22 protein-coding genes and 3 tRNA genes are annotated in these 22,368 nt (G+C 49.6%); 15 read left to right on the top strand and 10 right to left on the bottom strand.

The window, feature by feature from the left end; all coding sequences use genetic code 11:
- Positions 1-11 precede the first annotated feature (11 nt).
- Together BQ7480_RS08945 and BQ7480_RS08940 are read right to left on the bottom strand one after the other, a co-directional pair.
- On the bottom strand, positions 12-386 hold the full coding sequence (locus BQ7480_RS08945) for a BlaI/MecI/CopY family transcriptional regulator (RefSeq protein WP_072542602.1): 375 nt from the start codon (positions 384-386) through the stop codon (positions 12-14).
- A gap of 150 nt (positions 387-536) precedes the next feature.
- A complete protein-coding gene (locus tag BQ7480_RS08940) occupies positions 537-734 on the bottom strand; it encodes a hypothetical protein (protein ID WP_072542601.1) in 198 nt (65 codons plus the stop codon).
- 90 nt (positions 735-824) lie between these two features.
- On the opposite strand from BQ7480_RS08940, the gene BQ7480_RS18185 reads away from it, so the two are divergent.
- On the top strand, positions 825-1,025 hold the full coding sequence (locus BQ7480_RS18185) for a hypothetical protein (protein ID WP_072542600.1): 201 nt from the start codon (positions 825-827) through the stop codon (positions 1,023-1,025).
- On the opposite strand, the gene BQ7480_RS08930 is transcribed toward BQ7480_RS18185, so the two are convergent.
- The 3 genes from BQ7480_RS08930 to BQ7480_RS08920 form a co-directional block, all read right to left on the bottom strand.
- Positions 999-1,071 (bottom strand) — tRNA-Gly (locus BQ7480_RS08930). The genes BQ7480_RS18185 and BQ7480_RS08930 overlap by 27 nt on opposite strands.
- Positions 1,072-1,163: 92 nt before the next feature.
- The gene (locus BQ7480_RS08925; protein ID WP_072542599.1) at positions 1,164-2,486 is read right to left on the bottom strand and encodes a cobyrinic acid a,c-diamide synthase CobB; all 1,323 of its coding nucleotides are present in this window, start codon (positions 2,484-2,486) and stop codon (positions 1,164-1,166) included.
- A gap of 4 nt (positions 2,487-2,490) precedes the next feature.
- Complete coding sequence (locus BQ7480_RS08920) at positions 2,491-4,158, bottom strand: formate--tetrahydrofolate ligase (RefSeq protein WP_072542598.1); 1,668 nt, start codon at positions 4,156-4,158, stop codon at positions 2,491-2,493.
- 177 nt (positions 4,159-4,335) lie between these two features.
- Between BQ7480_RS08920 and BQ7480_RS08915 the strand changes: the two genes are divergently transcribed.
- From BQ7480_RS08915 to BQ7480_RS08885, 7 genes are all read left to right on the top strand, one after another.
- Positions 4,336-5,511 carry an iron-containing alcohol dehydrogenase gene (locus BQ7480_RS08915; protein ID WP_072542597.1) on the top strand — a complete coding sequence of 392 codons (1,176 nt, stop codon included), beginning with the start codon at positions 4,336-4,338 and terminating at the stop codon, positions 5,509-5,511.
- Between the two features lie 13 nt (positions 5,512-5,524).
- A complete protein-coding gene (locus BQ7480_RS08910; protein WP_072542596.1) occupies positions 5,525-6,016 on the top strand; it encodes a pyridoxamine 5'-phosphate oxidase family protein in 492 nt (163 codons plus the stop codon).
- A 417-nt stretch (positions 6,017-6,433) separates the two neighbouring features.
- A complete protein-coding gene (locus tag BQ7480_RS08905; RefSeq protein WP_072542595.1) occupies positions 6,434-7,027 on the top strand; it encodes a porin family protein in 594 nt (197 codons plus the stop codon).
- Positions 7,028-7,225: 198 nt separating this feature from the next.
- Positions 7,226-7,298 (top strand) — tRNA-Lys (locus BQ7480_RS08900).
- A gap of 33 nt (positions 7,299-7,331) precedes the next feature.
- Positions 7,332-7,404, top strand: a tRNA-Lys gene (locus BQ7480_RS08895).
- A gap of 150 nt (positions 7,405-7,554) precedes the next feature.
- Positions 7,555-8,850 (top strand): DNA (cytosine-5-)-methyltransferase, encoded by a 1,296-nt coding sequence (dcm, locus tag BQ7480_RS08890; protein WP_072542594.1) that lies wholly within the window; start codon positions 7,555-7,557, stop codon positions 8,848-8,850.
- Positions 8,843-10,033: a type II restriction endonuclease gene (locus BQ7480_RS08885; RefSeq protein ID WP_072542593.1), complete on the top strand. Its 1,191-nt coding sequence runs from the start codon at positions 8,843-8,845 to the stop codon at positions 10,031-10,033. Before dcm ends, BQ7480_RS08885 begins: the two co-directional genes overlap by 8 nt.
- On the opposite strand, the gene BQ7480_RS08880 is transcribed toward BQ7480_RS08885, so the two are convergent.
- Both BQ7480_RS08880 and BQ7480_RS08875 read right to left on the bottom strand, forming a co-directional pair.
- Positions 10,021-10,530, bottom strand: coding sequence for a very short patch repair endonuclease (locus tag BQ7480_RS08880; protein WP_072543968.1), 510 nt, complete (start codon positions 10,528-10,530; stop codon positions 10,021-10,023). The genes BQ7480_RS08885 and BQ7480_RS08880 overlap by 13 nt on opposite strands.
- 129 nt (positions 10,531-10,659) lie before the next feature.
- Positions 10,660-11,223 (bottom strand): sugar O-acetyltransferase, encoded by a 564-nt coding sequence (locus BQ7480_RS08875; RefSeq protein ID WP_022354959.1) that lies wholly within the window; start codon positions 11,221-11,223, stop codon positions 10,660-10,662.
- A 192-nt stretch (positions 11,224-11,415) separates the two neighbouring features.
- Here BQ7480_RS08875 and BQ7480_RS08870 point away from each other — a divergent pair, with 192 nt between their 5' ends.
- A complete protein-coding gene (locus BQ7480_RS08870; RefSeq protein ID WP_072542592.1) occupies positions 11,416-12,102 on the top strand; it encodes an SGNH/GDSL hydrolase family protein in 687 nt (228 codons plus the stop codon).
- Between the two features lie 28 nt (positions 12,103-12,130).
- Here BQ7480_RS08870 and lipB read toward each other — a convergent pair whose 3' ends face one another.
- The gene (lipB, locus tag BQ7480_RS08865; RefSeq protein ID WP_072543967.1) at positions 12,131-12,796 is read right to left on the bottom strand and encodes a lipoyl(octanoyl) transferase LipB; all 666 of its coding nucleotides are present in this window, start codon (positions 12,794-12,796) and stop codon (positions 12,131-12,133) included.
- Between the two features lie 157 nt (positions 12,797-12,953).
- Here lipB and BQ7480_RS08860 point away from each other — a divergent pair, with 157 nt between their 5' ends.
- The 6 genes from BQ7480_RS08860 to BQ7480_RS08835 all read left to right on the top strand — a co-directional run bounded on the left by BQ7480_RS08860 (position 12,954) and on the right by BQ7480_RS08835 (position 20,023).
- A complete protein-coding gene (locus BQ7480_RS08860) occupies positions 12,954-13,820 on the top strand; it encodes a DUF3298 and DUF4163 domain-containing protein (protein ID WP_083581791.1) in 867 nt (288 codons plus the stop codon).
- A gap of 6 nt (positions 13,821-13,826) precedes the next feature.
- Positions 13,827-14,453: a 16S rRNA (guanine(527)-N(7))-methyltransferase RsmG gene (gene rsmG, locus BQ7480_RS08855; protein ID WP_072542591.1), complete on the top strand. Its 627-nt coding sequence runs from the start codon at positions 13,827-13,829 to the stop codon at positions 14,451-14,453.
- A gap of 8 nt (positions 14,454-14,461) precedes the next feature.
- On the top strand, positions 14,462-15,103 hold the full coding sequence (locus BQ7480_RS08850) for an MBL fold metallo-hydrolase (RefSeq protein ID WP_072543965.1): 642 nt from the start codon (positions 14,462-14,464) through the stop codon (positions 15,101-15,103).
- A gap of 43 nt (positions 15,104-15,146) precedes the next feature.
- Positions 15,147-17,996, top strand: a complete 2,850-nt coding sequence (gene gcvP, locus BQ7480_RS08845) for an aminomethyl-transferring glycine dehydrogenase (RefSeq protein WP_072542590.1) — start codon at positions 15,147-15,149, stop codon at positions 17,994-17,996.
- Between the two features lie 287 nt (positions 17,997-18,283).
- Positions 18,284-19,582: a phenylacetate--CoA ligase family protein gene (locus BQ7480_RS08840; protein ID WP_210436354.1), complete on the top strand. Its 1,299-nt coding sequence runs from the start codon at positions 18,284-18,286 to the stop codon at positions 19,580-19,582.
- A gap of 12 nt (positions 19,583-19,594) precedes the next feature.
- On the top strand, positions 19,595-20,023 hold the full coding sequence (locus tag BQ7480_RS08835) for an amino acid-binding protein (protein WP_072542588.1): 429 nt from the start codon (positions 19,595-19,597) through the stop codon (positions 20,021-20,023).
- Here BQ7480_RS08835 and BQ7480_RS08830 read toward each other — a convergent pair.
- Complete coding sequence (locus BQ7480_RS08830) at positions 20,020-20,409, bottom strand: GtrA family protein (RefSeq protein WP_072542587.1); 390 nt, start codon at positions 20,407-20,409, stop codon at positions 20,020-20,022. The genes BQ7480_RS08835 and BQ7480_RS08830 overlap by 4 nt on opposite strands.
- Before the next feature lie 40 nt (positions 20,410-20,449).
- Positions 20,450-22,213 carry an aspartate--tRNA ligase gene (gene aspS, locus BQ7480_RS08825; RefSeq protein WP_072542586.1) on the bottom strand — a complete coding sequence of 588 codons (1,764 nt, stop codon included), beginning with the start codon at positions 22,211-22,213 and terminating at the stop codon, positions 20,450-20,452.
- Positions 22,214-22,368: the final 155 nt, after the last annotated feature.

Below are 22,368 nucleotides of genomic sequence, written 5' to 3'. Positions count from 1 at the left end.
GCCGCAAAGTGTTACTGTAGTTTTTCCTGCTCTCCTTCCTCCACCTGACGGATGAGCTCCTTGAGTTCCTCCACCGAAATGTCTTCTTCTTTCACCAGCGAGGAGACAGCCCCTAAGAAAGAGTTGTTGAAATATTTGGAGATGACCCCACGCAGGGTTTTCCGCCGGAATTCCTCTTCCGACACTACGGCATGATACTGGTAGGTATTACCAAACGCTGTATGCGACAGGTAACCCTTCTCTTCCAGCCCCCGTACAATAGTAGACAGGGTATTGAAATGCGGCCGGGGTTCATCGTAGAGTTCCACCAGCTGCTTGACGAACATGGGGCCTTTTTCCCAGAAAAATCCCATGATTTCTTCTTCTTTGGCGGTAAGTGTTTTCATATCCGTTTCATTTGGTTACCGCAAAGAACTAAAACTTTTAGTTTATAAACTAATTTTCATAGTTAAATAACTAAAAAGAGTAGTTATTTCCTTTTTCCCCCCTCCGGACACTTCCGCTGAAGGCTGGTCCGAAGGGTGAATTTCTATTTCTCAGACCTGCGGAGGAAGCGGTTTGCGGTGTCCCGGAGCATAGAACTTGGCCGCTTTTTTGCCGTGTTTCTTCTTGGCATGTCCGGGAGGAACTTCTTTCTTGTGGGGAGGTCTCTTGGCGTGTCGCGGTGTCACGCACGAGGTAGTGCCCAGGCTGAGCAACAAGCCGAACAGGGCAATCAGTAACTTTGCTTTCATAAAGATTTCGGTTTAGGGTTTTTGCGAAGTTACGAAAAAAGAATTATTTCTCACAATATCTGAATATATTGGAAGAATAATGGTTTGATTATGAATTATTGGGAATACAAAGGTTACAAGGGCTCCGTGGAATACAGCAAAGAAGATGACCACCTTTACGGTAAGGTGTCAGGAATGGGCAACAAGGCCTTGATTCTTTATAAAGGGAGTACTATCAAAAAAAATCAGAAGCTCACTTTATATAAGCCTCTGATTATCAATAAGAGCGGCAAGCGGGACTCGAACCCGTGACCCTCAGCTTGGGAAGCTGATGCTCTACCAACTGAGCTACTGCCGCGATTTGGTGATGCAAAGATAGAATTATTTTTTTAGAATCCTCCTTTTTCTTCATTTTTTTTCGCCCGAAAAGCAGAAAAAGAGGCTGCCGACCTACTCCCAGAGCTTGTACAGACCGATTTCTCCCCAATAATTGTGGACGGAAGTGGCGATGCAGTTCTTGTAACGGAAAAAGTATGAGCCGGGCATCTCCCCTCCCTTGGCATGACACACCGGAGTCTGGAGCGAAGCGGCTTCTTCCGTTGGCACGATGTCGAAGTAGCGATACTCATATCCTTTCAGCTTGAGTTCCCGATAGGAAGTCTGGCGGTATCCGCTGCACGGACGGTTGTCTTTCACGCAGACGGAATAAGGCAGGATGCCGGCCATCTCGTAGGCCGTTCCGCCGGGACGTGCGGTCAAGGTCTGTCCCAACAGTGCCATTCCTCCTCCCTCGGCCAACAGCTTTCCTCCGTTTTCCACGTAGTCGCGTAACTGTTCCATCAGGGGTTTACGTCGATGCAGCTGGCGGGCAAACAGTTCCGGATAACCTCCGGGAAGGTAGACGATGTCCGCCTGAGGCAATTTGCTGCCGAACACCGGACTGAAACGGATGATTTCTCCTTGAATGCGGTCGATGCTTCTCCGGTACAGGAAAGGAAAGGCCGGGTCGGAAGCCAGGGCAATCCGCAGTTTTCGGGCACCAATCCATGCCTCCGTTTCAGTTTCCGAAATGTAAGGGAGTGAGTACGCACAAGGGAAGATACGGGTACAAAGATTCAACAGCTTGGGCAAGTCGACATGCTGCGCCAGTTGTTCGGCCACCTTCTGGAAAAGCTGGTCGAGATCCTTCCGGAGCGGCAGGGTAAGTGCCTGATGCCGGAGAGGAAGGCCTGCATCCTCCAGTAAAGGAAGATAACCCAGACATTCCACTCCCGCCTCGGCACAGGTTTCGCGCAGGAAACCATATTGGGCAGCCGAAGTGACCTGGTTGAAAATCACTCCGGCTATTTTCAAATCTGTATAGAAATGTTTGAAGCCTTGCAGCATGGCTGCCGTGGAGTAGCCCGCATTGCGCGCGCTGACCACCAGCACCACTGGTATTCTCATCAGACGGGCCAGTTCGGCCCCGCTTCCCTGCGCTTTCCGGAAACCGTCGAACAGTCCTCCCTTCCCTTCTACGAGACATACATCGGCCTTTTCGCCGTAACCGTTGTAGAGGGTTTGCAGATGAGTGTGCGAGGCCATCCACGCATCTAGATTGGCCGGTTCGTGGTCTGTGGCCAGCGCATGATAGCGCAGCTCAGCCAGCTCCGGTCCGCACTTGAACGACTGTACATGCAGGCCGCGGTTGCGCAACGCCCGCATCAGTCCCAAGGCCACGAGGGTCTGCCCGCTTCCGGGCATCAGGGCTCCGACAAGAAACTGTGGCTTCATCGGCTTACGACAATCCTTCTATTTCTCCGTTCACAATGTCGATGTGCAATGCCTGCGGCTCTTTCGGCAATCCCGGCATACGCATCATTTCTCCGGCTACCACTACCAGCATTTCCGCTCCGGCGTTGATGACGATGTCACGCACGGCGAAGTTGAAGCCGGAAGCCACTCCGTAGAGTTTCGGGTCGGTAGAGAAAGAATACTGTGTCTTGGCAATGCAGACCGGGAAGTGTGTGTATCCCAAGTCCTTGATCATCTGCATCTTCTTGCGGGCAGCCGGGCCGAACAGCACCTGTTTGGCTCCATACAATCCGCAGGCAATCTTGGTCACTTTCTCTTCCACAGAATCCGTTTCGTCGTAAGTGAAGGTGAGCGGCTGCGACGGGTTGTGTTCGATGGTGTCTACCACCAGGTTGGCCAGGTCGATGGCACCTGCTCCTCCTTCCATGAAGGCGTTGTTGATGGCGAAGCCCACGCCGATTTCCTCACAGTGACGGCGCACGAAGTCGAGTTCTTCGTCGGTATCGTTGGCGTAACGGTTGAAGGCCACTACTACGGTCTGACCGAACGACTGGAGGTTGTCGATGTGCTTGTCGAGGTTCTTCACTCCTTCTTTCAAGCCTTCCATGTTCGGTTCCTTGATTTTGTCCACATCCACACCACCGTGCATCTTCAGTCCCTGCGCCGTAGCCACGATGACCGTCAGTTTCGGCTGGAGACCCGCCTTGCGGCATTTGATGTTGTAGAATTTCTCTGCACCCAGGTCGGCACCGAATCCGGCTTCTGTCACTACATAGTCGCCGAAGGTCATGGCCAGCTTGGTAGCCAGTACGGAGTTACATCCGTGGGCGATGTTGGCAAACGGACCGCCGTGTACGAAGGCCGGTGTATGTTCCGTAGTCTGTACCAGGTTGGGCGACAACGCATCTTTCAGCAGCACCGTGATGGCACCTGCCACGCCCAGGTCTTTCACCGTGAAAGGCTTGTTGTCGATGGTGAATCCCAGCAGGATGTTCTCGATGCGGCGACGCAAGTCGTCTTCATCTCTTGCCAGACAGAGGATGGCCATGATTTCAGAGGCCGGCGTGATGTCGAAGCTCGATTCGCGGGTGATGCCGTTGGTCTTGCCTCCCAGTCCTGTCACGATGTAGCGCAGGCCGCGGTCGTTTACGTCGAGCACACGGTTCCAGAGCACTTCCTTCATGGCGAAGCCGTTGTCCTTGTTCTGGTACATATAGTTGTCGAGCAGGGCCGTAATCATGTTGTGGGCCGAAGTGATGGCGTGGAAGTCACCCGTGAAGTGCAGGTTGATTTTGTCCATCGGGAGCACCTGTGCATAACCACCTCCGGCAGCTCCACCCTTCATTCCGAAGCAGGGACCGAGCGACGGTTCGCGCAAGGCACAGAAGGCCTTCTTGCCGATTTTGTTCAGTCCGAGTGCCAGACCGATGGAAACGGTTGTCTTTCCGATGCCGGCCTTTGTCGGCGTGATGGCCGTCACCAGAATCAGGTTACTCTTCTTCACCTTTTCTTCATCAATCAGTGTTTCAGGAACTTTGGCAATGTAACGTCCGTAGTTGGAGATTTCCTCTACTGGAATGCCATACTCGCGTGCGATTTGTTTAATCTTTGTCAGCTCAATGCTGCGTGCTATTTCGATATCCGATTTCATTAGGGCAGTTTTTAAGTTTGTGCCGCAAAGATACAAAAAGCCCCGCGCCGAGGCAAATGGAATTTCCAGTTTTCTGACTAGAGGATACCGAGGTGTGTCGTTTTTCCTATAAAAAATACGGAGAAATTCTGTAACTTTGTCCAACAAAGCATATAAACCCTATAATCTGTAAGCAATATGAATAACTTCGATTTTTATAGCCCGACTGAATTCGTGTTCGGAAAAGGCACAGAGAGCCGGACGGCAGAGCTGGTGAAGAAATACCGTGGCACGAAAGTGCTGATTGTCTACGGCGGCGGTTCCGTGGTGCGCAGCGGATTGCTCGACAAGATTAAGAAGGAACTCGATGAGGCGGGCATCCCTCACGTGGAACTGGGAGGTGTACAGCCCAACCCTACCGACCCGAAGGTGTACGGAGGCATCGACCTGGGACGCCGCGAGCAGATTGATTTCCTGCTGCCTGTGGGCGGCGGTTCCGTCATCGACACGGCCAAGGCCATCGCCATGGGTATCCCTTACGAAGGCGATTTCTGGGATTTCTATATCAACAAGGCCGTACCGCAGAAAGCGGTTCCCCTGGGCGTGGTGCTCACCATCCCGGCAGCCGGAAGTGAAGGTTCCGGAAACACGGTCATCACGAAGCTCGACGGGCTGAAGAAGCTGAGTGTCCGCACACACGGCCTGCTCCGTCCCACCTTTGCCGTGATGAATCCGGAGCTGACCTACACCCTGCCCGCCTGGCAGACGGCTTGCGGGGTGACCGACATGATGGCGCACATCATGGAGCGTTATTTCACCAACGCCGAAGACCAGGAGGTGCCCGACCGCATGTGTGAGGGTACGCTCAAGGCCATCATCACGGAGGCCCTCCGGGTGATGAAGGAACCGACGGACTACGGGGCCCGTGCCAACCTGATGTGGGCCGGTACCATCGCCCACAACGGAACGTGCGGCGTAGGGGCCGTGGAAGACTGGGCTTCGCACTTCATGGAACACGAGGTGAGTGCCATATATAATGTAACGCACGGGGCCGGACTGGCGGTGATTTTCCCGGCCTGGCTCACCTACATGGCCAGCCATCATGTGGGCAAGGTGGCCCAGTATGCCAACCGCGTATGGGACGTGCCCGAGTCGGACGACAAGAAAGCCATGGCCCTGGAGGGAGTGGCTCGCCTGAAAGCCTTTTTCCATGCCATCGGCATGCCTGTCACCTTCAAGGAACTGGGCATCGAGCATCCGGACATCGACCTGCTGGTAAAGAAACTGCACGAGAACAAGGGGCAATACGTGGGCTGCTACGTGCCGCTGGATGCACAAGCTACCCGCGAAATCTACGAACTGGCCAACCAATAAAAGCGGAGGGATTATGGAATACAACAATCAGGACGTGCGCAGGCAGGACCGCCTGCTCGACGAGACCCGCGCTTTTGAAATCCTGCGCGACGGTGAATACGGCATCCTCTCCATGCAGAGCGAAGACGGGAACGGAGCCTACGGCATTCCGATTAATTATGTGTGGGACCGTGGAAACTCCATTTACATCCATTGTGCGCCGGTGGGCCGCAAGCTGCGTTGCATCGACGCCTGCCCCAATGTATCGTTCTGTGTGACGGGACGGAGCCGCGTCATCCCCGACAAGTTCACTACGGGCTACGAAAGCGTGGTGCTGCAATGCACGGCCCACCACAGCCTGCACGAAGCAGAACGGATGTCGGCCCTCTCCCTCCTGCTCTCCAAATACTGTCCCGACCACAAGGTACAGGGCATCGAGTATGCCAACAAATCGTTCCCTCGTACGGAAATCATCCGGCTGGACATCCAGAAGGTGAGCGGAAAGACCAAAAAGATGGGGTTCTGACAAGAGGATTTTTGAGGACATTAAAAGACTTTTGAGGGTTTTCTGAAGACATTTGAAGACCAGGGAAAAACGCCCTTACGTTTGACTTAAAACGTAAGGGTGTTTTGTTTGAAACGCACTTGCGTTTAAGTCCAAACGCACTTGCGTTTTTGGGCAGCCGGAAAGGCAAATTTTTTATGCCCCAAAAAAGTACGCATAATCCCGCTTTTTCATGGGATAGTCGGGAATAAGGCCTCCTTGGCTTTCTCCGTGGTTTTATAAAGTTTGATAAATTGAAATGATTTTATAAATTTGTGAACAATCACAAACGGAAGCGGACTTTCATTCTTATACATTGTAAGTGAAAGCGCCCCTCCACTTTCGAAATAAAACTGATTGGTTCAAGGGGACAGGACCGGAACTTAAACCACTAGTATTATGAAAAAGTTTTTTATGACAGCCGTTCTGGCTATGTTCGCATTGGTAGGTTTCTCTCAAGTGAAATGGGATGTACGTGTAGGCGTGAACTTCAGTAACGTAACGAAGGCTGACGAAGCAAAGTCATTGACAGGCTTTACATTGGGACTGGGCATGGATTATGGGCTCAGTGAAAGCTGGTCTTTCCGGTCTGGCTTGATGTTTACTTCCAAAGGATGGAAATTCAAAGAAGAAGGTGAAAAAATCACTTATCGTCCTATCTATCTGGAAATCCCTATTCTGGCTGCCTATAAGGTCAATATCAGCGAAAACACTAAGTTCGTAATCAATGCAGGTCCGTATCTGGCATTTGGTTTAGGAGGTAAAGCAAAATATGGGGATGCCGACATGAAATTGTTTAAAGGGGAAGATGGAGAAGATGCATATATGAAACGTTTCGACTTGGGTATCCAGTATGGCGTAGGATTTGAATTGAGCGACCGCTATCTGATTAACCTGACGGGACAGAACGGATTCATTTGTCCGTTTGATGTCGATGAAGGCGACAAACCTAAGAACATGAGTTTCGCCATCAGCGTGGGTTATCGCTTCTGATGCAGAATCCAAATCTGTTATTATGTAAATAAAACTGCAAGGTCGGCTGGATTTTTTTCTATGCCGGCCTTTGTTATATCTGTCTTATAACCAGTCAGTCGGGAAAGATTTGAAAAAATAGTGTGAAATAAACTGTAGAAATGTTTGGCTGTTTCAAACAAAAAGTATACCTTTGCACTCGCAAATGAAAATAGTGATGCACTCTTAGCTCAGTTGGTAGAGCAACTGACTCTTAATCAGTGGGTCCAGGGTTCGAATCCCTGAGGGTGTACAAATTTCGGAAAGTTTGACAATTATAGTGGATGCACTCTTAGCTCAGTTGGTAGAGCAACTGACTCTTAATCAGTGGGTCCAGGGTTCGAATCCCTGAGGGTGTACCGAAGCCGTGAGGCAAAATGAGGAAGTTCTGAAAATCGAAAGGTTTTTGGAACTTTTTTTATGTCTCTACCCCTTTCTTGGGGATTATACTTTCTTTTATCTTCTCAAAGAATTATTCTATCTTTGTGGTTGAATTACTGAATGAATTTATGAATAAAATATTATCCAATATACATTTATCTGATTTCCCGGAAAAAATCTCCATTACAGAAACTTCTGGTGGTAAAATACAGGTATATATGTATGGTCCGAAATCTTATGACAATCAGCTGGCTGTAATTACCCATTATTTGCATAACCGGGAGTTCATTAAAGATTTTTCTGTGAAACAGGCCCATAAATATTTAAGAGAATATTTGGAATATAAGTTTCCCAAAATAGAAATAACAGAAGGGGTTTTGTGTGATCCTTTGCAAGAAGGATTATTTAATGATTTCTTTCAGATACCTTTTCCGGATCCTAAAAATTATAAGTTTACATTTATCGATTTATTTGCAGGGATGGGTGGCTTTCGGTTAGCTATGCAAGCCCAAGGTGGAAAATGTATATTTTCGTCTGAATGGAATCCTTTTGCTCAAAAAACTTATATGGCAAATTTTGGAGAAATGCCTTTTGGAGATATTACGAAGGAAGAAACTAAGAGATATATTCCTGAACATTTTGATGTATTATGTGCGGGGTTTCCATGTCAGCCATTTTCTATCGCTGGGGTATCTAAGAAAAAAAGTCTAGGTAGAGAAACTGGTTTTCGTGATAAGACGCAAGGAACTTTGTTTTTTGATGTAGCTGAAATATTAAGCCGTCATAGGCCAAAAGCGTTTTATCTGGAGAATGTCAAGAATCTTGTTTCACATGATAAAGGAAATACATTTAAGATAATTTGTTCCACGCTGGAAGAGTTGGAATATTCCATACATTATAAAGTGATGGATGGTAAAGACTATGTTCCACAACATAGAGAGCGTATTATGATTGTCGGTTTCGATAAAAGACGCTATCATGGATTAGAGCATTTCGAGTTTCCCAAAGCGGATAATCCCATTCGGAAGATACGGGATATCCTAGATTATTATCCGGATTCTAAATATACACTTTCTGATAAATTATGGAACTATTTACAGAATTATGCAGAAAAGCATAAAGCGAAAGGCAATGGGTTTGGGTTTGGTTTGGTAGATTTAGATGGCATAAGTCGTACTTTAAGTGCAAGATATTATAAAGATGGTTCCGAAATATTGATTCCACAGGGAGACGGAATAAATCCTCGCCGTTTAACCCCGAGGGAATGTGCCCGTCTGATGGGATATCCAGATGAATATATTATAAATAAAGTTTCTGATGTGCAAGCATATAGACAATGTGGTAATTCGGTGGTTGTTCCTCTCATTACGGCTGTATCAGAACAACTGGTTAAGACAATGTTAAACACACAGATTTATGAGTGAATTATTATATAAGGCAATCGAGAAGGTACAAAATGCGAAATATGCCTTTTGTCGTTTTATCACGGCCAATGATACAGGGAAAAACGGTTCACATCAATCAGGATTTTATATTCCCAAATGTGCCGCTCCTTTGTTGTTTGATAAACCTGGAGTAAAAGGGGAAAATAAAGATAAATATGTGAAAGTAAAGTGGCAGGATGATTTTACGACCGATAGCCGTTTTATTTATTATGGGCAAGGCACACGTAATGAATATAGAATTACGCGATTCGGAAGGTCTTTCCCATTTTTTGAAGAAGATAATGTGGGAGATTTGCTAATCTTGGCGCAGCAAGAAGAGGAGCATTATTCTGGTTTTGTATTGCAGAATGACCAAGATATAGATGATTTTTTTGCATTCTTCAACCTTTCTCCGGAGAGAACAAATCAATTGATAGATCTTTCTCAATCTGTTCCTCCCGAAGAATTGTTGAAGACAAAGATTCAAGAAATAGTTTCTGTATATACGGATTTCCCGGAAACAATCCAGATGGCCCAACTTGCTAGAAATGCCTACAATGATGTTCATGGTATCACGAATTCTATTATTTGCGGTAATCCTGATTTACAGTTATTGAATTGGATTGATACGGAATATAGCTTGTTCCGCAGTTTTGAAGAGAAAATATATGCCCCAATTTACAGTAGTCCGTTTGCTAATTGCCAAGAACTGATAAAATTTTCTAATGCCATCTTGAATCGCCGTAAATCAAGGGCTGGCAAATCATTGGAGCATCATTTAGCCATTATATTTACGTCTGCCAACTTGAAATTTGAGGAACAAGTTGTAACGGAAGATAATAAGAAACCAGATTTTCTATTTCCTGGTGGAGAGGCCTATCATGATTTGTTGTTTCCAACGGAGAATCTAGTTTTTCTGGGAGCAAAAACGACTTGCAAGGATCGTTGGAGACAAGTTTTAAATGAAGCAAACCGTATAGAGACCAAATACCTGTTTACTTTACAGCAGGGAATCTCTAAAAATCAATTATTGGAAATGAGACATGAACATTTAAAACTTGTTGTACCTAAACCGTATAAAACATCGTTTGATAAAGATTTCCAATCTGAGATAGAAACCTTGGATTCATTTATAGAAATAGTTAAATCGAAACAAAAAAGCACGTCTATTCATTCTTTTTGAGAATTGGTTGTATATGTTTCAGCTTCTTCAGCTACTAGGCTGGAGAAGTTTTCTTGTGTAGATACAGGAGTTTTGAACTTTTCCAAAAAAATATGATTTATGTAATATTCTATTTCCAATAAAGTTTGTTCCCTTACGGCTGGTTTTAACTGACATTCCCAAATTGTCATTACATGCCAGCCTAATTCTTTTAATTTAATTTTGTTTCTTTGGTCTCGGATTTTATTCTGTGTTATTTTTTTCTCCCAAAAACTTTTATTGCTATGGGGTATATGACTGTCTATTTCATGTCCATGCCAGAAACATCCATGGACAAAGATTACAATATTATATTTATATAGTACAATGTCCGGAGTTCCTGGAAGGTCTTTTACATTTTTACGATAACGATACCCCCTATGGTATAAGTAATGACGCACGATTAATTCGGGCTTTGTGTCTTTACTCTTGATTCTTGCCATAACAGCTGATCGTTTTTTAGGGTCCCAAATATCCATAATGATGTGTTTTTGCAAAGTTATCAAATATGACAGATTCGAAGGTGATTTATCCTGATTAAAAATAAAAAAGGCCGGCAGAAAAATCCACCGACCTTTTTCTCGTATAGGCAAAAACGCAAAAATCTGTTATTCAATGCTCCGGATAAACTTGGCCGGCACCCCTCCTACTATCGTATTGGCCGGCACATCCTTCGTCACGACGGCCCCTGCGGCAATCACGGCACCGTCACCGATGGTGACTCCTTGCAGGATGGTACTGTTCGAGCCTACCCATACCCGTTTTCCCAAGACGATGGGAGCCGGCGTCATGGCGGCACGGCGTTCCGGGTTCAGGTCGTGGTTCAGCGTGGCAAACACCACGTTGTGCCCTATCAGGCAGCCGTCGCCCAAGGTCACTCCGCCCTGGTCCTGAAAATGGCAGCAGGCATTGATGAACACGTTCTTTCCCACGTGGATATTCTTTCCGAAATCCGTGTAGAAAGGAGGAAACACCCGGAAGGTCTCGTCTACCGGACGTCCGAAAAGGCGGGACATCAGTGCCCGGATTTCTTCCATGGTGTGATATGAGCCGTTCAGCTCGAATGTTACCCGGCGGGCTTCATCGCTCATCCGGTCCAGAAATTCCTGTATTTCAGGGGTATCCAGCGGGCGACGCTGGGCTACATGCGTCAGAAAATCATTTAGTTCCATGTCTTTATGTTTTGTAAATCGGTTTCTATTCCACAAAAATACATCGGTTTGGGGAAATTTGCGGTAGACGGATTACGGATAATTTTACCCTGATTCCTTGTTTCCGGACGAAATCCCTTTTATTTGTAGCCGTTTTTTCTGTGGGTTTTGCTTTTTATCGCGTACATTTGTGAAAACTTTAACCGACATATCATGAGAAAAACGTTTGCTTTGCTGCTCCTCTTCATGACGATTTGCAGCACCGGATTTTCGCAGTACCGGAAATCTGTTTCCATCTTGGGGGATTCCTATTCCACGTTCGAGCACTATCTTCAACCGGACACGAATGCCGTGTGGTATTTTCCACAGCCTTTGAATAAGAACGATGTGACTTCCGTCGGCCAGACGTGGTGGTACAAGTTCATTCAGGAAAGCGGATACCGCCTGTGTGTGAACAATTCCTTTTCGGGTTCTACCATCTGCCATACCGGCTACCAGAAAGCGGACTATTCCGACCGCTCGTTTGTGACGCGGATGGACAACTTGGGCTGCCCGGACATCATCCTGATATTCGGCGGTACGAACGACAGCTGGGCCGGAGCACCCATCGGCGAATACCAGTATGCGGACTGGACCAAGCAGAACTTGTACAGCTTCCGTCCGGCCATGGCCTATATGCTGGAGCACATCCGTTACCGCTATCCCAATGTGGAGGTGTATTTTCTGCTGAACTGCGACCTGAAGGCGGAAATCAACGAATCCGTAAAGACCATCTGCGCACATTATCAGGTGCCCTGCCTGGAGTTGAAGGGTATCGACAAGCAGGGCGGACATCCTTCGGTAAAGGGTATGCAGCAAATCGATGAACAGTTGAAAGTGTTTCTTGCCGGTCGGCAATAATGCGGCAGAAACGGCCTGACGCGTTCCGTCAGGCCGTTTCCTTGAATAATTCCAGTATCAGCTTTTCCAGCCTGTCTTTCACTTCGTCCATCGGGATTTCCCGTTTTAGCTCCGCCTGTAGCGAAGTGACTCCTTTGTCGATGAATCCGCAGGGATGGATGTAGCTGAAATACCTTAAATCGGTATTCACGTTGAGGGCCAGTCCGTGCATGGTGACGAAATGGCTGCTTCTCACACCCATGGCACAGATTTTACGTTCTTCCGGCGTACCGGTGGCCAGCCATACGCCCGTGGCCCCGTTCACTCTTCCGGCCTCAATGCCGTACTGTCCGCACAGGCGGATGACGGCTTCTTCCAGCAGGTGCAGGTATTCCTTCAGTCCCAGGTGGAAGTCTTCTAGGTTCAGAATCGGATAGCACACCCATTGTCCCGGTCCGTGGTAGGTGATGTCCCCTCCCCGGTCCACCTGGAACAGTTCGGCATGAATGGTCTGTAACTGCATGGGGTTCAGCAGCATGTTGGCTGCCTTGCCATGTTTGCCCAGCGTGTACACGTGCGGATGCTGGCAGAAGATAATCCGGTTGGTATAAGGTTTCCCGTGGAGCTTCGCCTCAATCAGCTGGTCAAAAAGAGCAGTTTGTCGTTCCCAGGCTTCGGAATAAGAGATGAGTCCCCAGTTTTCTATTGTAATCATGGCATTCAATTCTTGATAGGTTACATTTTGCAAAGAAAAAGTTTTTCCGTGGGAATGGCAAAGATTTACAAAAAGAATTCCTTTTTCCATGACAATTCGGGAAGTTATGCTATATTTGTGAGAGTATAAATCATTTGCTGATTATAAACCTCTGGATATGATGAAAAAAATACAGGGAGGAGTCATTTCCTTCATTTTTTGTGGAGCACTTTCCACAACCATGCTACCGGGATGTACAGGACACCGGACAGTAGAAAACAATCGGGCCGTGGTGGATTCTGTCTTGATGGATACAATCGTGTATCTGGATAAGGGAAACACTGAATCTCCCAAGTGCCAAGTGAAAATCAATTTCAAATATTTGAAATCGGCCCAGGCGAACGATTCGTTGACGGAAGTTATCAACAAGGTATTGGAGGAAACTTTTTCGAGCGCCCATGCAGGAGCCGTTTCTCCAGTTGCTTTCGTCTCTTCCATTAAGGAGAGTCTGGCAAGCGAGTACTTGAACGACGTGCAGAAGAATTATGAAACGGATGTGAAGAACGGCATGAAGGCGGACGAGATTCCCAACTGGTATAATTATGAATATGATATAAACTCAGAACTGACGGAGGGAAAAGACAGCATCTGGAATTACAAGGTCACCACTTTCCAGAACACCGGAGGGGCGCATCCCAATACGTGGGGACGCTGGGTGAATGTGGATGCCACAAACGGGAAAATCCTGGACAAGAAGAATCTGTTTGTCAAAGGGACGGAGGAAAAAATCTGCGGACTGATTCTGCCGCAACTGCTGGCCGAAGCCAACAAGCGACTGGAAACAGACACGCTGACGTGTGTGGAAGGACTGAACCAGGTGGGCATCCTGCTGGATACGGATTTGTATATCCCCGACAACTTCCTGCTGGGAAAAGACGGGGTGACTTTCTTGTACAACCGGTATGACATTGCTCCGTATTACCTGGGGCAGTTTGAGCTGACGGTGTCCTACTCGGAAATTGAAACTTACTTAATCAAGAAATAATCGTACATGGATATCATTTTGAAATATTTTCCCGACCTGACCGAGACGCAGAAACAGCAGTTTGCGGCGTTGTATGACTTGTACACCGACTGGAACAGCAAAATCAACGTGATTTCACGCAAGGACATCACCAATCTGTATGAGCATCATGTGCTACATTCGCTGGGCATCGCGAAAATCATCCATTTCCGTTCGGCGACCGAAGTCATGGACCTGGGCACGGGCGGAGGTTTTCCCGGCATTCCGCTGGCTATCCTGTTTCCCGATACGCATTTCCATCTGGTGGACAGCATCGGCAAGAAGGTGAAGGTGGCCACGGAAATCGCGCAGGCCATCGGACTGAAGAACGTGACGACCCGCCACTGCCGCGCCGAAGAAGAGAAACAGCAGTTCGACTTTGTGGTGAGCCGGGCGGTGATGCCGCTCACCGACCTGCTGAAGATTATCCGGAAGAATATCCGGAAGGAACAGCACAATGCCCTCCCCAACGGACTGATTTGCCTGAAGGGCGGAGAATTGGACAGAGAGGTCATGCCGGTGAAGCACCAGACGCTCATTTATGACTTGAAGGACTATTTTGAGGAAGAATTTTTCGAGACCAAGAAAGTGGTATATGTAACCATTAACGGATAAATCGTATGCTGAAAATAAAATCATTTGAATTCAATATGTTTCCGGTCAACTGCTACGTGGTGTGGGACGAGGAGACATTGCAGGCAGCCGTCATTGATGCCGGATGCTATTACAAGGAAGAACAGCAGGCGTTGAAGAAGTTCATTGCAGACAACCGGCTGACGGTGTGCCATCTGCTGAACACGCACCTGCACCTGGACCATGTGTTCGGCAATGCGTTCATGCTCCGGGAGTTCGGGCTGCGTACGGAAGCCAGCGAGCAGGATGCGTTTCTCCTGCCGCGCATCGGAGAGTATTGCCGGATGTTCGGCTTCCCGTTGAACGAGGAAGCGCCTGCCATGGGCAACGCCCTCCACGACGGGGATGTCGTGCCGGTGGGCAACCAGGAGCTGAAGGTGATTGCCGTGCCGGGTCATTCGCCGGGCGGGCTGGTGTTCTATTGCGAGGCGCAACACTGCATGTTCAGCGGTGATGTCTTGTTCCGGGGCAGCATCGGACGGGCCGACCTGGAAGGGGGCAACTTCGAACAGCTGCGCGACAGTGTCATGTCGCGGTTGCTGGTGCTTCCCGATGAAACAGTGGTCTATCCGGGACATGGAAACTCCACGACCATCGGCTATGAGAAGATGAACAATCCTTTCTTCCGTTGAAAAACCGCTTTTTTACCTGAAACCATAAATCTTAGTATAAATCATGAAAACAACGACATTCGCAAACCGACACATCGGCATCGGGGAAAAAGAACTTCCCCTGATGCTGGAAAAAATTGGGGTCAAAAGCCTGGATGAACTGATTGACAAGACCATTCCGGCCAATATCCGGTTGAAGGAACCGCTGAAACTGGCTCCTGCCATGACGGAACGTGAATTTGCCACGCACATCGGCCAACTGGCCGCCCAGAACAAATTATATAAGACGTACATCGGATGCGGGTGGTATGACACCGTGACTCCGGCGGTCATCCAGCGCAACGTGTTCGAGAATCCGGTGTGGTACACTTCCTACACGCCCTATCAGGCTGAAATCTCCCAGGGACGTCTGGAGGCCCTGCTGAATTTCCAGACGGTAATCAGTGACCTGACGGCCATGCCGCTGGCCAACTGTTCCTTGCTGGATGAGGCGACCGCGGCGGCGGAAGCGGCTACGATGATGCACGGACTCAGAAGCCGTGCCCAGCAGAAGGCCCAGGCCAACGTGCTGTTCGTCGACGAGGAAATCTTCCCGCAAGATCTGGCGGTAATCCGTACCCGTGCCCTTCCGCAGGGCATCACGGTCAAGGTGGGCAGTTATAAAAAACTGGCCTTCACACCCGATATGTTCGGCTGCATCGTGCAGTATCCGAACAACAGCGGCAGCATTGAAGACTACCGGGCCTTTACGGAACAGGCGCATGCCGCCGGATGCAAGGTGGCCGTGGCTGCCGATATCCTCTCGCTGGCCATCTTGGTGCCGCCCGGAGAATGGGGAGCTGACATCGTGTTCGGAAGCGCCCAGCGTCTGGGTACGCCGATGTTCTACGGAGGTCCTTCGGCAGCGTACTTCGCCACACGGGATGAGTACAAGCGTAACATGCCGGGACGCATCATCGGCTTGTCGAAGGACAAGTACGGCCGTCTGTGCTACCGTATGGCCTTGCAGACCCGCGAACAGCACATCAAACGGGAAAAAGCCACTTCCAACATTTGTACGGCACAGGCTTTGCTGGCCACGATGTCGGGATTCTACGCCGTGTACCACGGACCGGAGGGTATCCGGGAGATTGCGGAGCAGGTGCACGCCGTGGCGGTCTGGCTGGCCGAACAGCTGGTATGTCTGGGCTACAAGCTGCGTCACGACACGTTCTTCGATACCCTGAGAATCCAGTTGCCCGACCATGTGACGCTGCAGGAAGTACGTACCATCGCTTTGGGAAAAGAAATCAACCTGCGCTATTTCGGCAATGGAGACGTAGGTATCAGTGTGGACGAGACGACGACCGCGTCCGATGCCAAACGGCTTGTCAACCTCTTTGCCGTGGCAGCCGAAGAACCGATGCATGAAGCCAAACCGATTCCGGCAACGGCTCCCCTGCCGGAAGTCTTCCAGCGCAAGAGTGCGTACCTCACCCATGAGGTGTTCCATAAATACCACACGGAAACGGAGATGATGCGTTACATCAAGCGCCTGGAGCGCAAGGATATTTCGTTGGCACATTCCATGATTTCACTAGGCTCCTGTACCATGAAGCTGAATGCGGCGGCCGAAATGTTACCGCTGAGCAATGCGGCTTGGATGAACATGCACCCGCTGGTGCCGGAAGACCAGGCAGCAGGCTATCAGACGTTGATTCAGAACCTGTGCGAACAGCTGAAGACCATCACGGGTTTTGCGGGTGTGTCTCTCCAGCCGAATTCCGGAGCTGCGGGTGAATATACGGGATTGCGTGTCATCCGGAGCTATCTGGAAAGCATCGGACAGGGACACCGTCATCTGGTCTTGATTCCGGCATCGGCCCACGGCACCAATCCGGCTTCTGCCGTACAGGCGGGTTATGAGCCGCTGACTTGCGCGTGCGACGAGCACGGAAACGTCGACCTGAACGACTTGCGGGAGAAGGCGGAAGCACACAAGGACGAACTGGCTGCGCTGATGATTACGTATCCGTCTACCCACGGTATTTTTGAAGAGGAAATCAAGGAGATATGCCGGATTATCCATGCGTGCGGCGCACAGGTGTACATGGATGGCGCGAACATGAACGGACAGGTGGGCCTGACGAATCCGGGTACCATCGGGGCCGATTTGTGTCACCTGAACTTGCACAAGACCTTTGCCAGCCCGCACGGAGGTGGCGGTCCGGGTGTGGGGCCGATTTGTGTGTCCGAACACTTGGTGCCTTTCCTTCCGGGACATGTCAGTCTGGGTAACCCGACGAATGAAGTGTCGGCGGCACCTTACGGAAGTGCGGGTATCCTGCCTATCACTTATGGGTACATCTGCATGATGGGGGCCGAGGGCCTGAAGAAAGCCACGCAGGTGGCCATTCTCAACGCGAACTATCTGGCTGCCTGCCTGAAGGATGCGTATGGAGTGGTGTACCGCGGCAAGAACGGTTTCGTGGGACACGAAATGATTCTGGAGTGCCGTAAGCTGCACGAGGAAAGCGGTATCTCGGAAAATGATATCTCCAAGCGTCTGATGGACTACGGTTACCATGCGCCTACCCTCTCCTTCCCGGTACACGGCACGCTGATGATTGAGCCGACCGAAAGTGAAAGCAAGGCTGAACTGGATAATTTCATTGAGGTCATGGTACACATCCGGGAAGAGATTGCCGAGATTGAAAGCGGAAAGGCCGACAAGGAAGACAACGTACTGGTGAACTCGCCGCATCCGGAGTACGAGATTGTGGGCGACAACTGGACGCATTCCTACAGCCGGGAGAAGGCGGCTTATCCTATTCAGAGTGTGCGCGACAATAAGTTCTGGATTAATGTGGCCCGCATCGACAACACGTTGGGCGACCGGAAGCTGCTGCCTACGCGCTACGGGAGTTTTGAGTAAATCACTGTGAGGCGGTTCCGTTTTCCGGGTCGCTTCTGTACGAAATAAAAAGGGCCGTTGCATTTCTTCGTCCGTGAGGGAGGCAACGGCTCTTTTCTTATATATCGGCTGGAAGTCGGTTGTCTTCAGAAAAGAGCCGCCGGAAGCATGGAACCGACTGTTTCCCTCTGTCAAATTTAAAGCATTTCTACTTTTGCACAATAAAAATGAAAGTTTCTGTTTGGTTTTAGTTTATTATTTCTATATTTGTAGGCCAAATAACAGAAAATAACATGAGAAACACACAAATGTACTTGCATCCTGAAGTGGAAACGATGTCGAGACCGGACATCGAGAAACTTCAGTTGCAGCGGTTGAAAGCAACTATCAACCGTTGCATGCATTCTCCTTTTTATAAGGAACGCTTTCAGCAATGCGGAATCAAACCAGAAGATATACAGTCGTTGGAGGATTTGCAGCGCATTCCCTTCACCACCAAACAGGATTTGCGCGACCATTATCCTTTCGGACTCTCTGCCGTGCCGTTGGAGGAAGTGGTACGCCTGCATTCGTCCAGTGGCACTACCGGCACTCCGACCGTCATCCTGCACACACAGCACGATTTGGAGGAATGGGCCAATGCCGTGGCCCGCTGCCTGTATATGGTGGGACTCCGCAAGGGCGATATTTTCCAGAACTCTTCGGGCTACGGCATGTTTACCGGGGGACTGGGATTCCAGTATGGGGCCGAACGCCTGGGCATGCTGACCGTTCCTGCGGCGGCCGGCAATACCAAACGCCAGATTAAGTTCATCACCGACTTCGGTACCACGGCCCTGCATGCCATTCCGAGCTATGCCGGACGCCTGTATGAGGTGATGCAGGAGATGCACATCGACCCGCGGCGGGATACGCACCTCAAGACCTTGATTATCGGGGCGGAACCTCATTCCGACGAGCAGCGCCGGCGCATAGAGAACATGTTGGGCGTCAAGGCTTACAATTCTTTCGGCATGTCGGAGATGTGTGGTCCGGGCGTGGCCTTCGAATGTCCGGAGCAGAACGGACTCCACATCTGGGAGGACTATTACATTGTGGAGATTGTAGACCCCGTGACATTGGAACCGGTGCCCGAAGGTGAAGTGGGCGAACTGGTGCTGACCACCATCAACCGGGAGGCGATGCCGTTGCTCCGCTACCGTACGCGCGACCTGACCCGTATCTTGCCGGGTGACTGTCCTTGCGGACGTTATCACAAGCGGCTCGACCGGATGAAGGGACGCAGCGACGACATGATGATTCTCAAGGGTGTAAACATCTTCCCCATCCAGATTGAAAACATCCTGTTGCAGTTCAAGGAGCTGGGCAACGAGTACCTCATCACCCTGACCAACCTCGATGCCAACGACGAAATGACGGTGGAAGTGGAATTGAATGACTTTACCGACGATTACGGCTTCCTCCAGAACCTGACCAAGGAAATCACCCGCCAGCTGAAGGACGAGATTCTGATTACTCCGCGCGTCAAGCTCGTGCCCAAGGGAAGCCTGCCCGTACAGGAAGGCAAGGCTGTGCGCGTGAAAGATTTACGAAAGACATTGATTTAAAAAGAAAAAGATATGACCATACACCAGTTGTCTGTTTTTGTAGAGAACAAGTCGGGCACCCTGTTGCAGGTGCTCGAACTGTTGAAGGAAGCCCACATTCAGTTGATTGCTTCCACCATTTCCGATACCGTGGAATACGGCATCTACCGCATCATCTGTTCCGAACCCCTCCGGGCCTTCCACGTGTTGAAGGATGCCGGCATCTCGGCCAACGTGTCCGAGGTGTTTGCCATCAGTCTGGACAACGAGCCGGGGCGGGCAGCCGACGCCATCCGCAGCTTCAGTGAGACGGGCATAGGCATTTCCTACCTCTATTCCTTCCTGTTGGGCGGAAAAGGTATTTTGGTGTTCCGCACCGACAATCCGGAGAAGACGCGTGAAGTCATTCTGGAGCGCGGGTTGCGTTACATTGAAGAAAGAAACTTGATAGAGATGGGTTAACGGAACGTCAGGCGGCGGTTGCAGATGAAATTGACGGCGCCATAGACGAAGAGTCCGAGGAATTGTGCCAGATACTCGTTGCAGTGAAGAAGCTCCACGAGCATCAGCAGGAAAAGGAATTGTGCACTGTAGGCCAGTGCGAAAGCACCAATAAAAAATAGCATCTGATGCCAGATGCTATTTTTTTTGTCATCTGTTTCAAGCGGGAAAATCCAATATTTGCACCAAATGAAGTTGTGAATCTGCGCCACGATGTACGCACATATATTTGCGATAATGTAGCTTTCGCCCTCGATGTGCATCAATAGCCAGACCACCACCGCTGCAATCAAGGCATTGAGCGTACCTACTATGGCAAAGCGTATCACCCGTACAGATTCCTTCATTCAGTTCCTTTCTCTTGTTTTTCCGTTTGAAACGTGTCTTTTATTTGTTTTCGTCAAGATCTACTTTCAGATGCAGTTCATCCAGCTGTTTCTGGTCGAGGAATCCAGGTGCATCCAGCATCACGTCACGTCCGGAGTTGTTCTTCGGGAAGGCGATGCAGTCGCGGATAGAATCCAAGCCGGCAAACAGAGATACCCAGCGGTCGAGTCCGTAAGCCAGACCTCCGTGAGGGGGTGCACCGAACTTGAAGGCATTCATCAGGAAGCCGAACTGTTCCTGTGCCTTTTCCGGGGTAAAGCCGAGGATTTCGAACATCTTGGCCTGCAGTGCAGAGTCGTGGATACGGATAGAACCTCCACCCACTTCCACACCGTTGACTACCATGTCGTAGGCATCGGCACGAACGGCTGCCGGATCAGTATCCAGCAAAGGAATATCCTCGTCTTTCGGATGAGTGAACGGATGGTGCATGGCCATCAGACGGCCTTCTTCCTCGCTCCATTCGAACATCGGGAAATCCACCACCCACAGGCAAGCGAATTTGTTCTTGTCGCGCAGCCCCAGCTGGTTACCCATCTCCAGACGCAGTTCAGAAAGCTGCTTGCGGGTCTTCATGGCATCGTCGCCACTCAGAATCAGAATCAGGTCACCCGGTTTGGCACCGAAGGCTTCTTTCATCTTCTGCAGTACTTCCTGGCTGTAGAACTTGTCGACGCTTGACTTCACTGTACCGTCGGCTTCGATGCGGGCATATACCATACCTTTGGCACCAATCTGCGGACGTTTCACAAATTCAGTCAGGTGATCCAGCTGCTTGCGGGTATAGTGAGCGGCTCCTTCTGCGCAAATACCGCCGATGTAGGCTGCATTGTCGAATACAGAGAAACCGTAACCTTTCAGCACGTCCATCAGTTCCACGAACTTCATGCCGAAACGCAAATCCGGTTTGTCGCTTCCGTAGTACTTCATGGCATCTGCCCACGGCATCCGCTGGAACGGTTCGGTCAGTTCCACGCCACGCAGTTCCTTGAACAGGTGCTTGGCCATGCCTTCAAACATATTGATAATGTCTTCCTGTTCCACGAAACTCATTTCGCAGTCAATTTGAGTGAATTCCGGCTGACGGTCAGCACGAAGGTCCTCGTCGCGGAAACACTTCACAATCTGGAAATAACGGTCGAAACCGGAAACCATCAGCAACTGCTTCAGAGTCTGCGGAGACTGAGGCAGGGCGTAGAACTGTCCCGGGTTCATACGAGAAGGCACTACGAAGTCGCGCGCACCTTCCGGAGTAGAACCGATCAGCATCGGAGTTTCCACTTCCAGGAAGCCTTTGCTGTCCAGATAGCGACGCACTTCCATCGTCATGCGGTGACGGAGTTCCAGGTTCTTGCGTACGGCTGTACGGCGCAAGTCCAGGTAACGGTATTTCATACGAAGGTCATCTCCTCCGTCCGTATTGTCTTCAATGGTGAAAGGCGGTGTCTGTGCCGTGTTCAGAATATTCAGTTCCGATACGATGATTTCAATCTCTCCCGTCGGGATGTTGGCATTTTTGCTGGAGCGTTCGCTCACCGCTCCCTTTACCTGAATCACATATTCACGTCCCAGGTGGTTGGCACGCTCACAAAGTTCGGCATTCACCTCGGTGTTGAACACCAGCTGCGTGATGCCATAACGGTCGCGGAGGTCCACAAATGTCATTCCTCCCATTTTACGTGTACGCTGCACCCATCCGGCCAGTGTCACGTTCTTGCCTGCGTCGGCGAGTCGCAACTCACCGCAAGTATGACTTCTAAACATATCCTATTAAATGTTAGTTTTTATCTTTTTGACAGGCAAAGGTAGCACGTATTTTTCATTTATGCAATAAAAACCCGTATCCAAAGGACAAATATGAATGAATAAAGGATGCATATTTTCGAAAAATCCATAAGTGGTTGTAAGGATTATTCCAA

Source organism: Bacteroides mediterraneensis (genome assembly GCF_900128455.1).
GTDB classification, from domain to species: domain Bacteria; phylum Bacteroidota; class Bacteroidia; order Bacteroidales; family Bacteroidaceae; genus Phocaeicola; species Phocaeicola mediterraneensis.
This window is presented reverse-complemented; position numbering and strand designations above follow the sequence as displayed.

Coding starts and splice junctions, on each gene's coding strand:
- BQ7480_RS08945 (WP_072542602.1), bottom strand. CDS start 386: ATGAAAACACTTACCGCCAAAGAAGAAGAAATCATGGGATTTTTCTGG.
- BQ7480_RS08940 (WP_072542601.1), bottom strand. CDS start 734: ATGAAAGCAAAGTTACTGATTGCCCTGTTCGGCTTGTTGCTCAGCCTG.
- BQ7480_RS18185 (WP_072542600.1), top strand. CDS start 825: ATGAATTATTGGGAATACAAAGGTTACAAGGGCTCCGTGGAATACAGC.
- BQ7480_RS08925 (WP_072542599.1), bottom strand. CDS start 2,486: ATGAAGCCACAGTTTCTTGTCGGAGCCCTGATGCCCGGAAGCGGGCAG.
- BQ7480_RS08920 (WP_072542598.1), bottom strand. CDS start 4,158: ATGAAATCGGATATCGAAATAGCACGCAGCATTGAGCTGACAAAGATT.
- BQ7480_RS08915 (WP_072542597.1), top strand. CDS start 4,336: ATGAATAACTTCGATTTTTATAGCCCGACTGAATTCGTGTTCGGAAAA.
- BQ7480_RS08910 (WP_072542596.1), top strand. CDS start 5,525: ATGGAATACAACAATCAGGACGTGCGCAGGCAGGACCGCCTGCTCGAC.
- BQ7480_RS08905 (WP_072542595.1), top strand. CDS start 6,434: ATGAAAAAGTTTTTTATGACAGCCGTTCTGGCTATGTTCGCATTGGTA.
- dcm (WP_072542594.1), top strand. CDS start 7,555: ATGAATAAAATATTATCCAATATACATTTATCTGATTTCCCGGAAAAA.
- BQ7480_RS08885 (WP_072542593.1), top strand. CDS start 8,843: ATGAGTGAATTATTATATAAGGCAATCGAGAAGGTACAAAATGCGAAA.
- BQ7480_RS08880 (WP_072543968.1), bottom strand. CDS start 10,530: ATGGATATTTGGGACCCTAAAAAACGATCAGCTGTTATGGCAAGAATC.
- BQ7480_RS08875 (WP_022354959.1), bottom strand. CDS start 11,223: ATGGAACTAAATGATTTTCTGACGCATGTAGCCCAGCGTCGCCCGCTG.
- BQ7480_RS08870 (WP_072542592.1), top strand. CDS start 11,416: ATGAGAAAAACGTTTGCTTTGCTGCTCCTCTTCATGACGATTTGCAGC.
- lipB (WP_072543967.1), bottom strand. CDS start 12,796: ATGATTACAATAGAAAACTGGGGACTCATCTCTTATTCCGAAGCCTGG.
- BQ7480_RS08860 (WP_083581791.1), top strand. CDS start 12,954: ATGATGAAAAAAATACAGGGAGGAGTCATTTCCTTCATTTTTTGTGGA.
- rsmG (WP_072542591.1), top strand. CDS start 13,827: ATGGATATCATTTTGAAATATTTTCCCGACCTGACCGAGACGCAGAAA.
- gcvP (WP_072542590.1), top strand. CDS start 15,147: ATGAAAACAACGACATTCGCAAACCGACACATCGGCATCGGGGAAAAA.
- BQ7480_RS08840 (WP_210436354.1), top strand. CDS start 18,284: ATGTACTTGCATCCTGAAGTGGAAACGATGTCGAGACCGGACATCGAG.
- BQ7480_RS08835 (WP_072542588.1), top strand. CDS start 19,595: ATGACCATACACCAGTTGTCTGTTTTTGTAGAGAACAAGTCGGGCACC.
- BQ7480_RS08830 (WP_072542587.1), bottom strand. CDS start 20,409: ATGAAGGAATCTGTACGGGTGATACGCTTTGCCATAGTAGGTACGCTC.
- aspS (WP_072542586.1), bottom strand. CDS start 22,213: ATGTTTAGAAGTCATACTTGCGGTGAGTTGCGACTCGCCGACGCAGGC.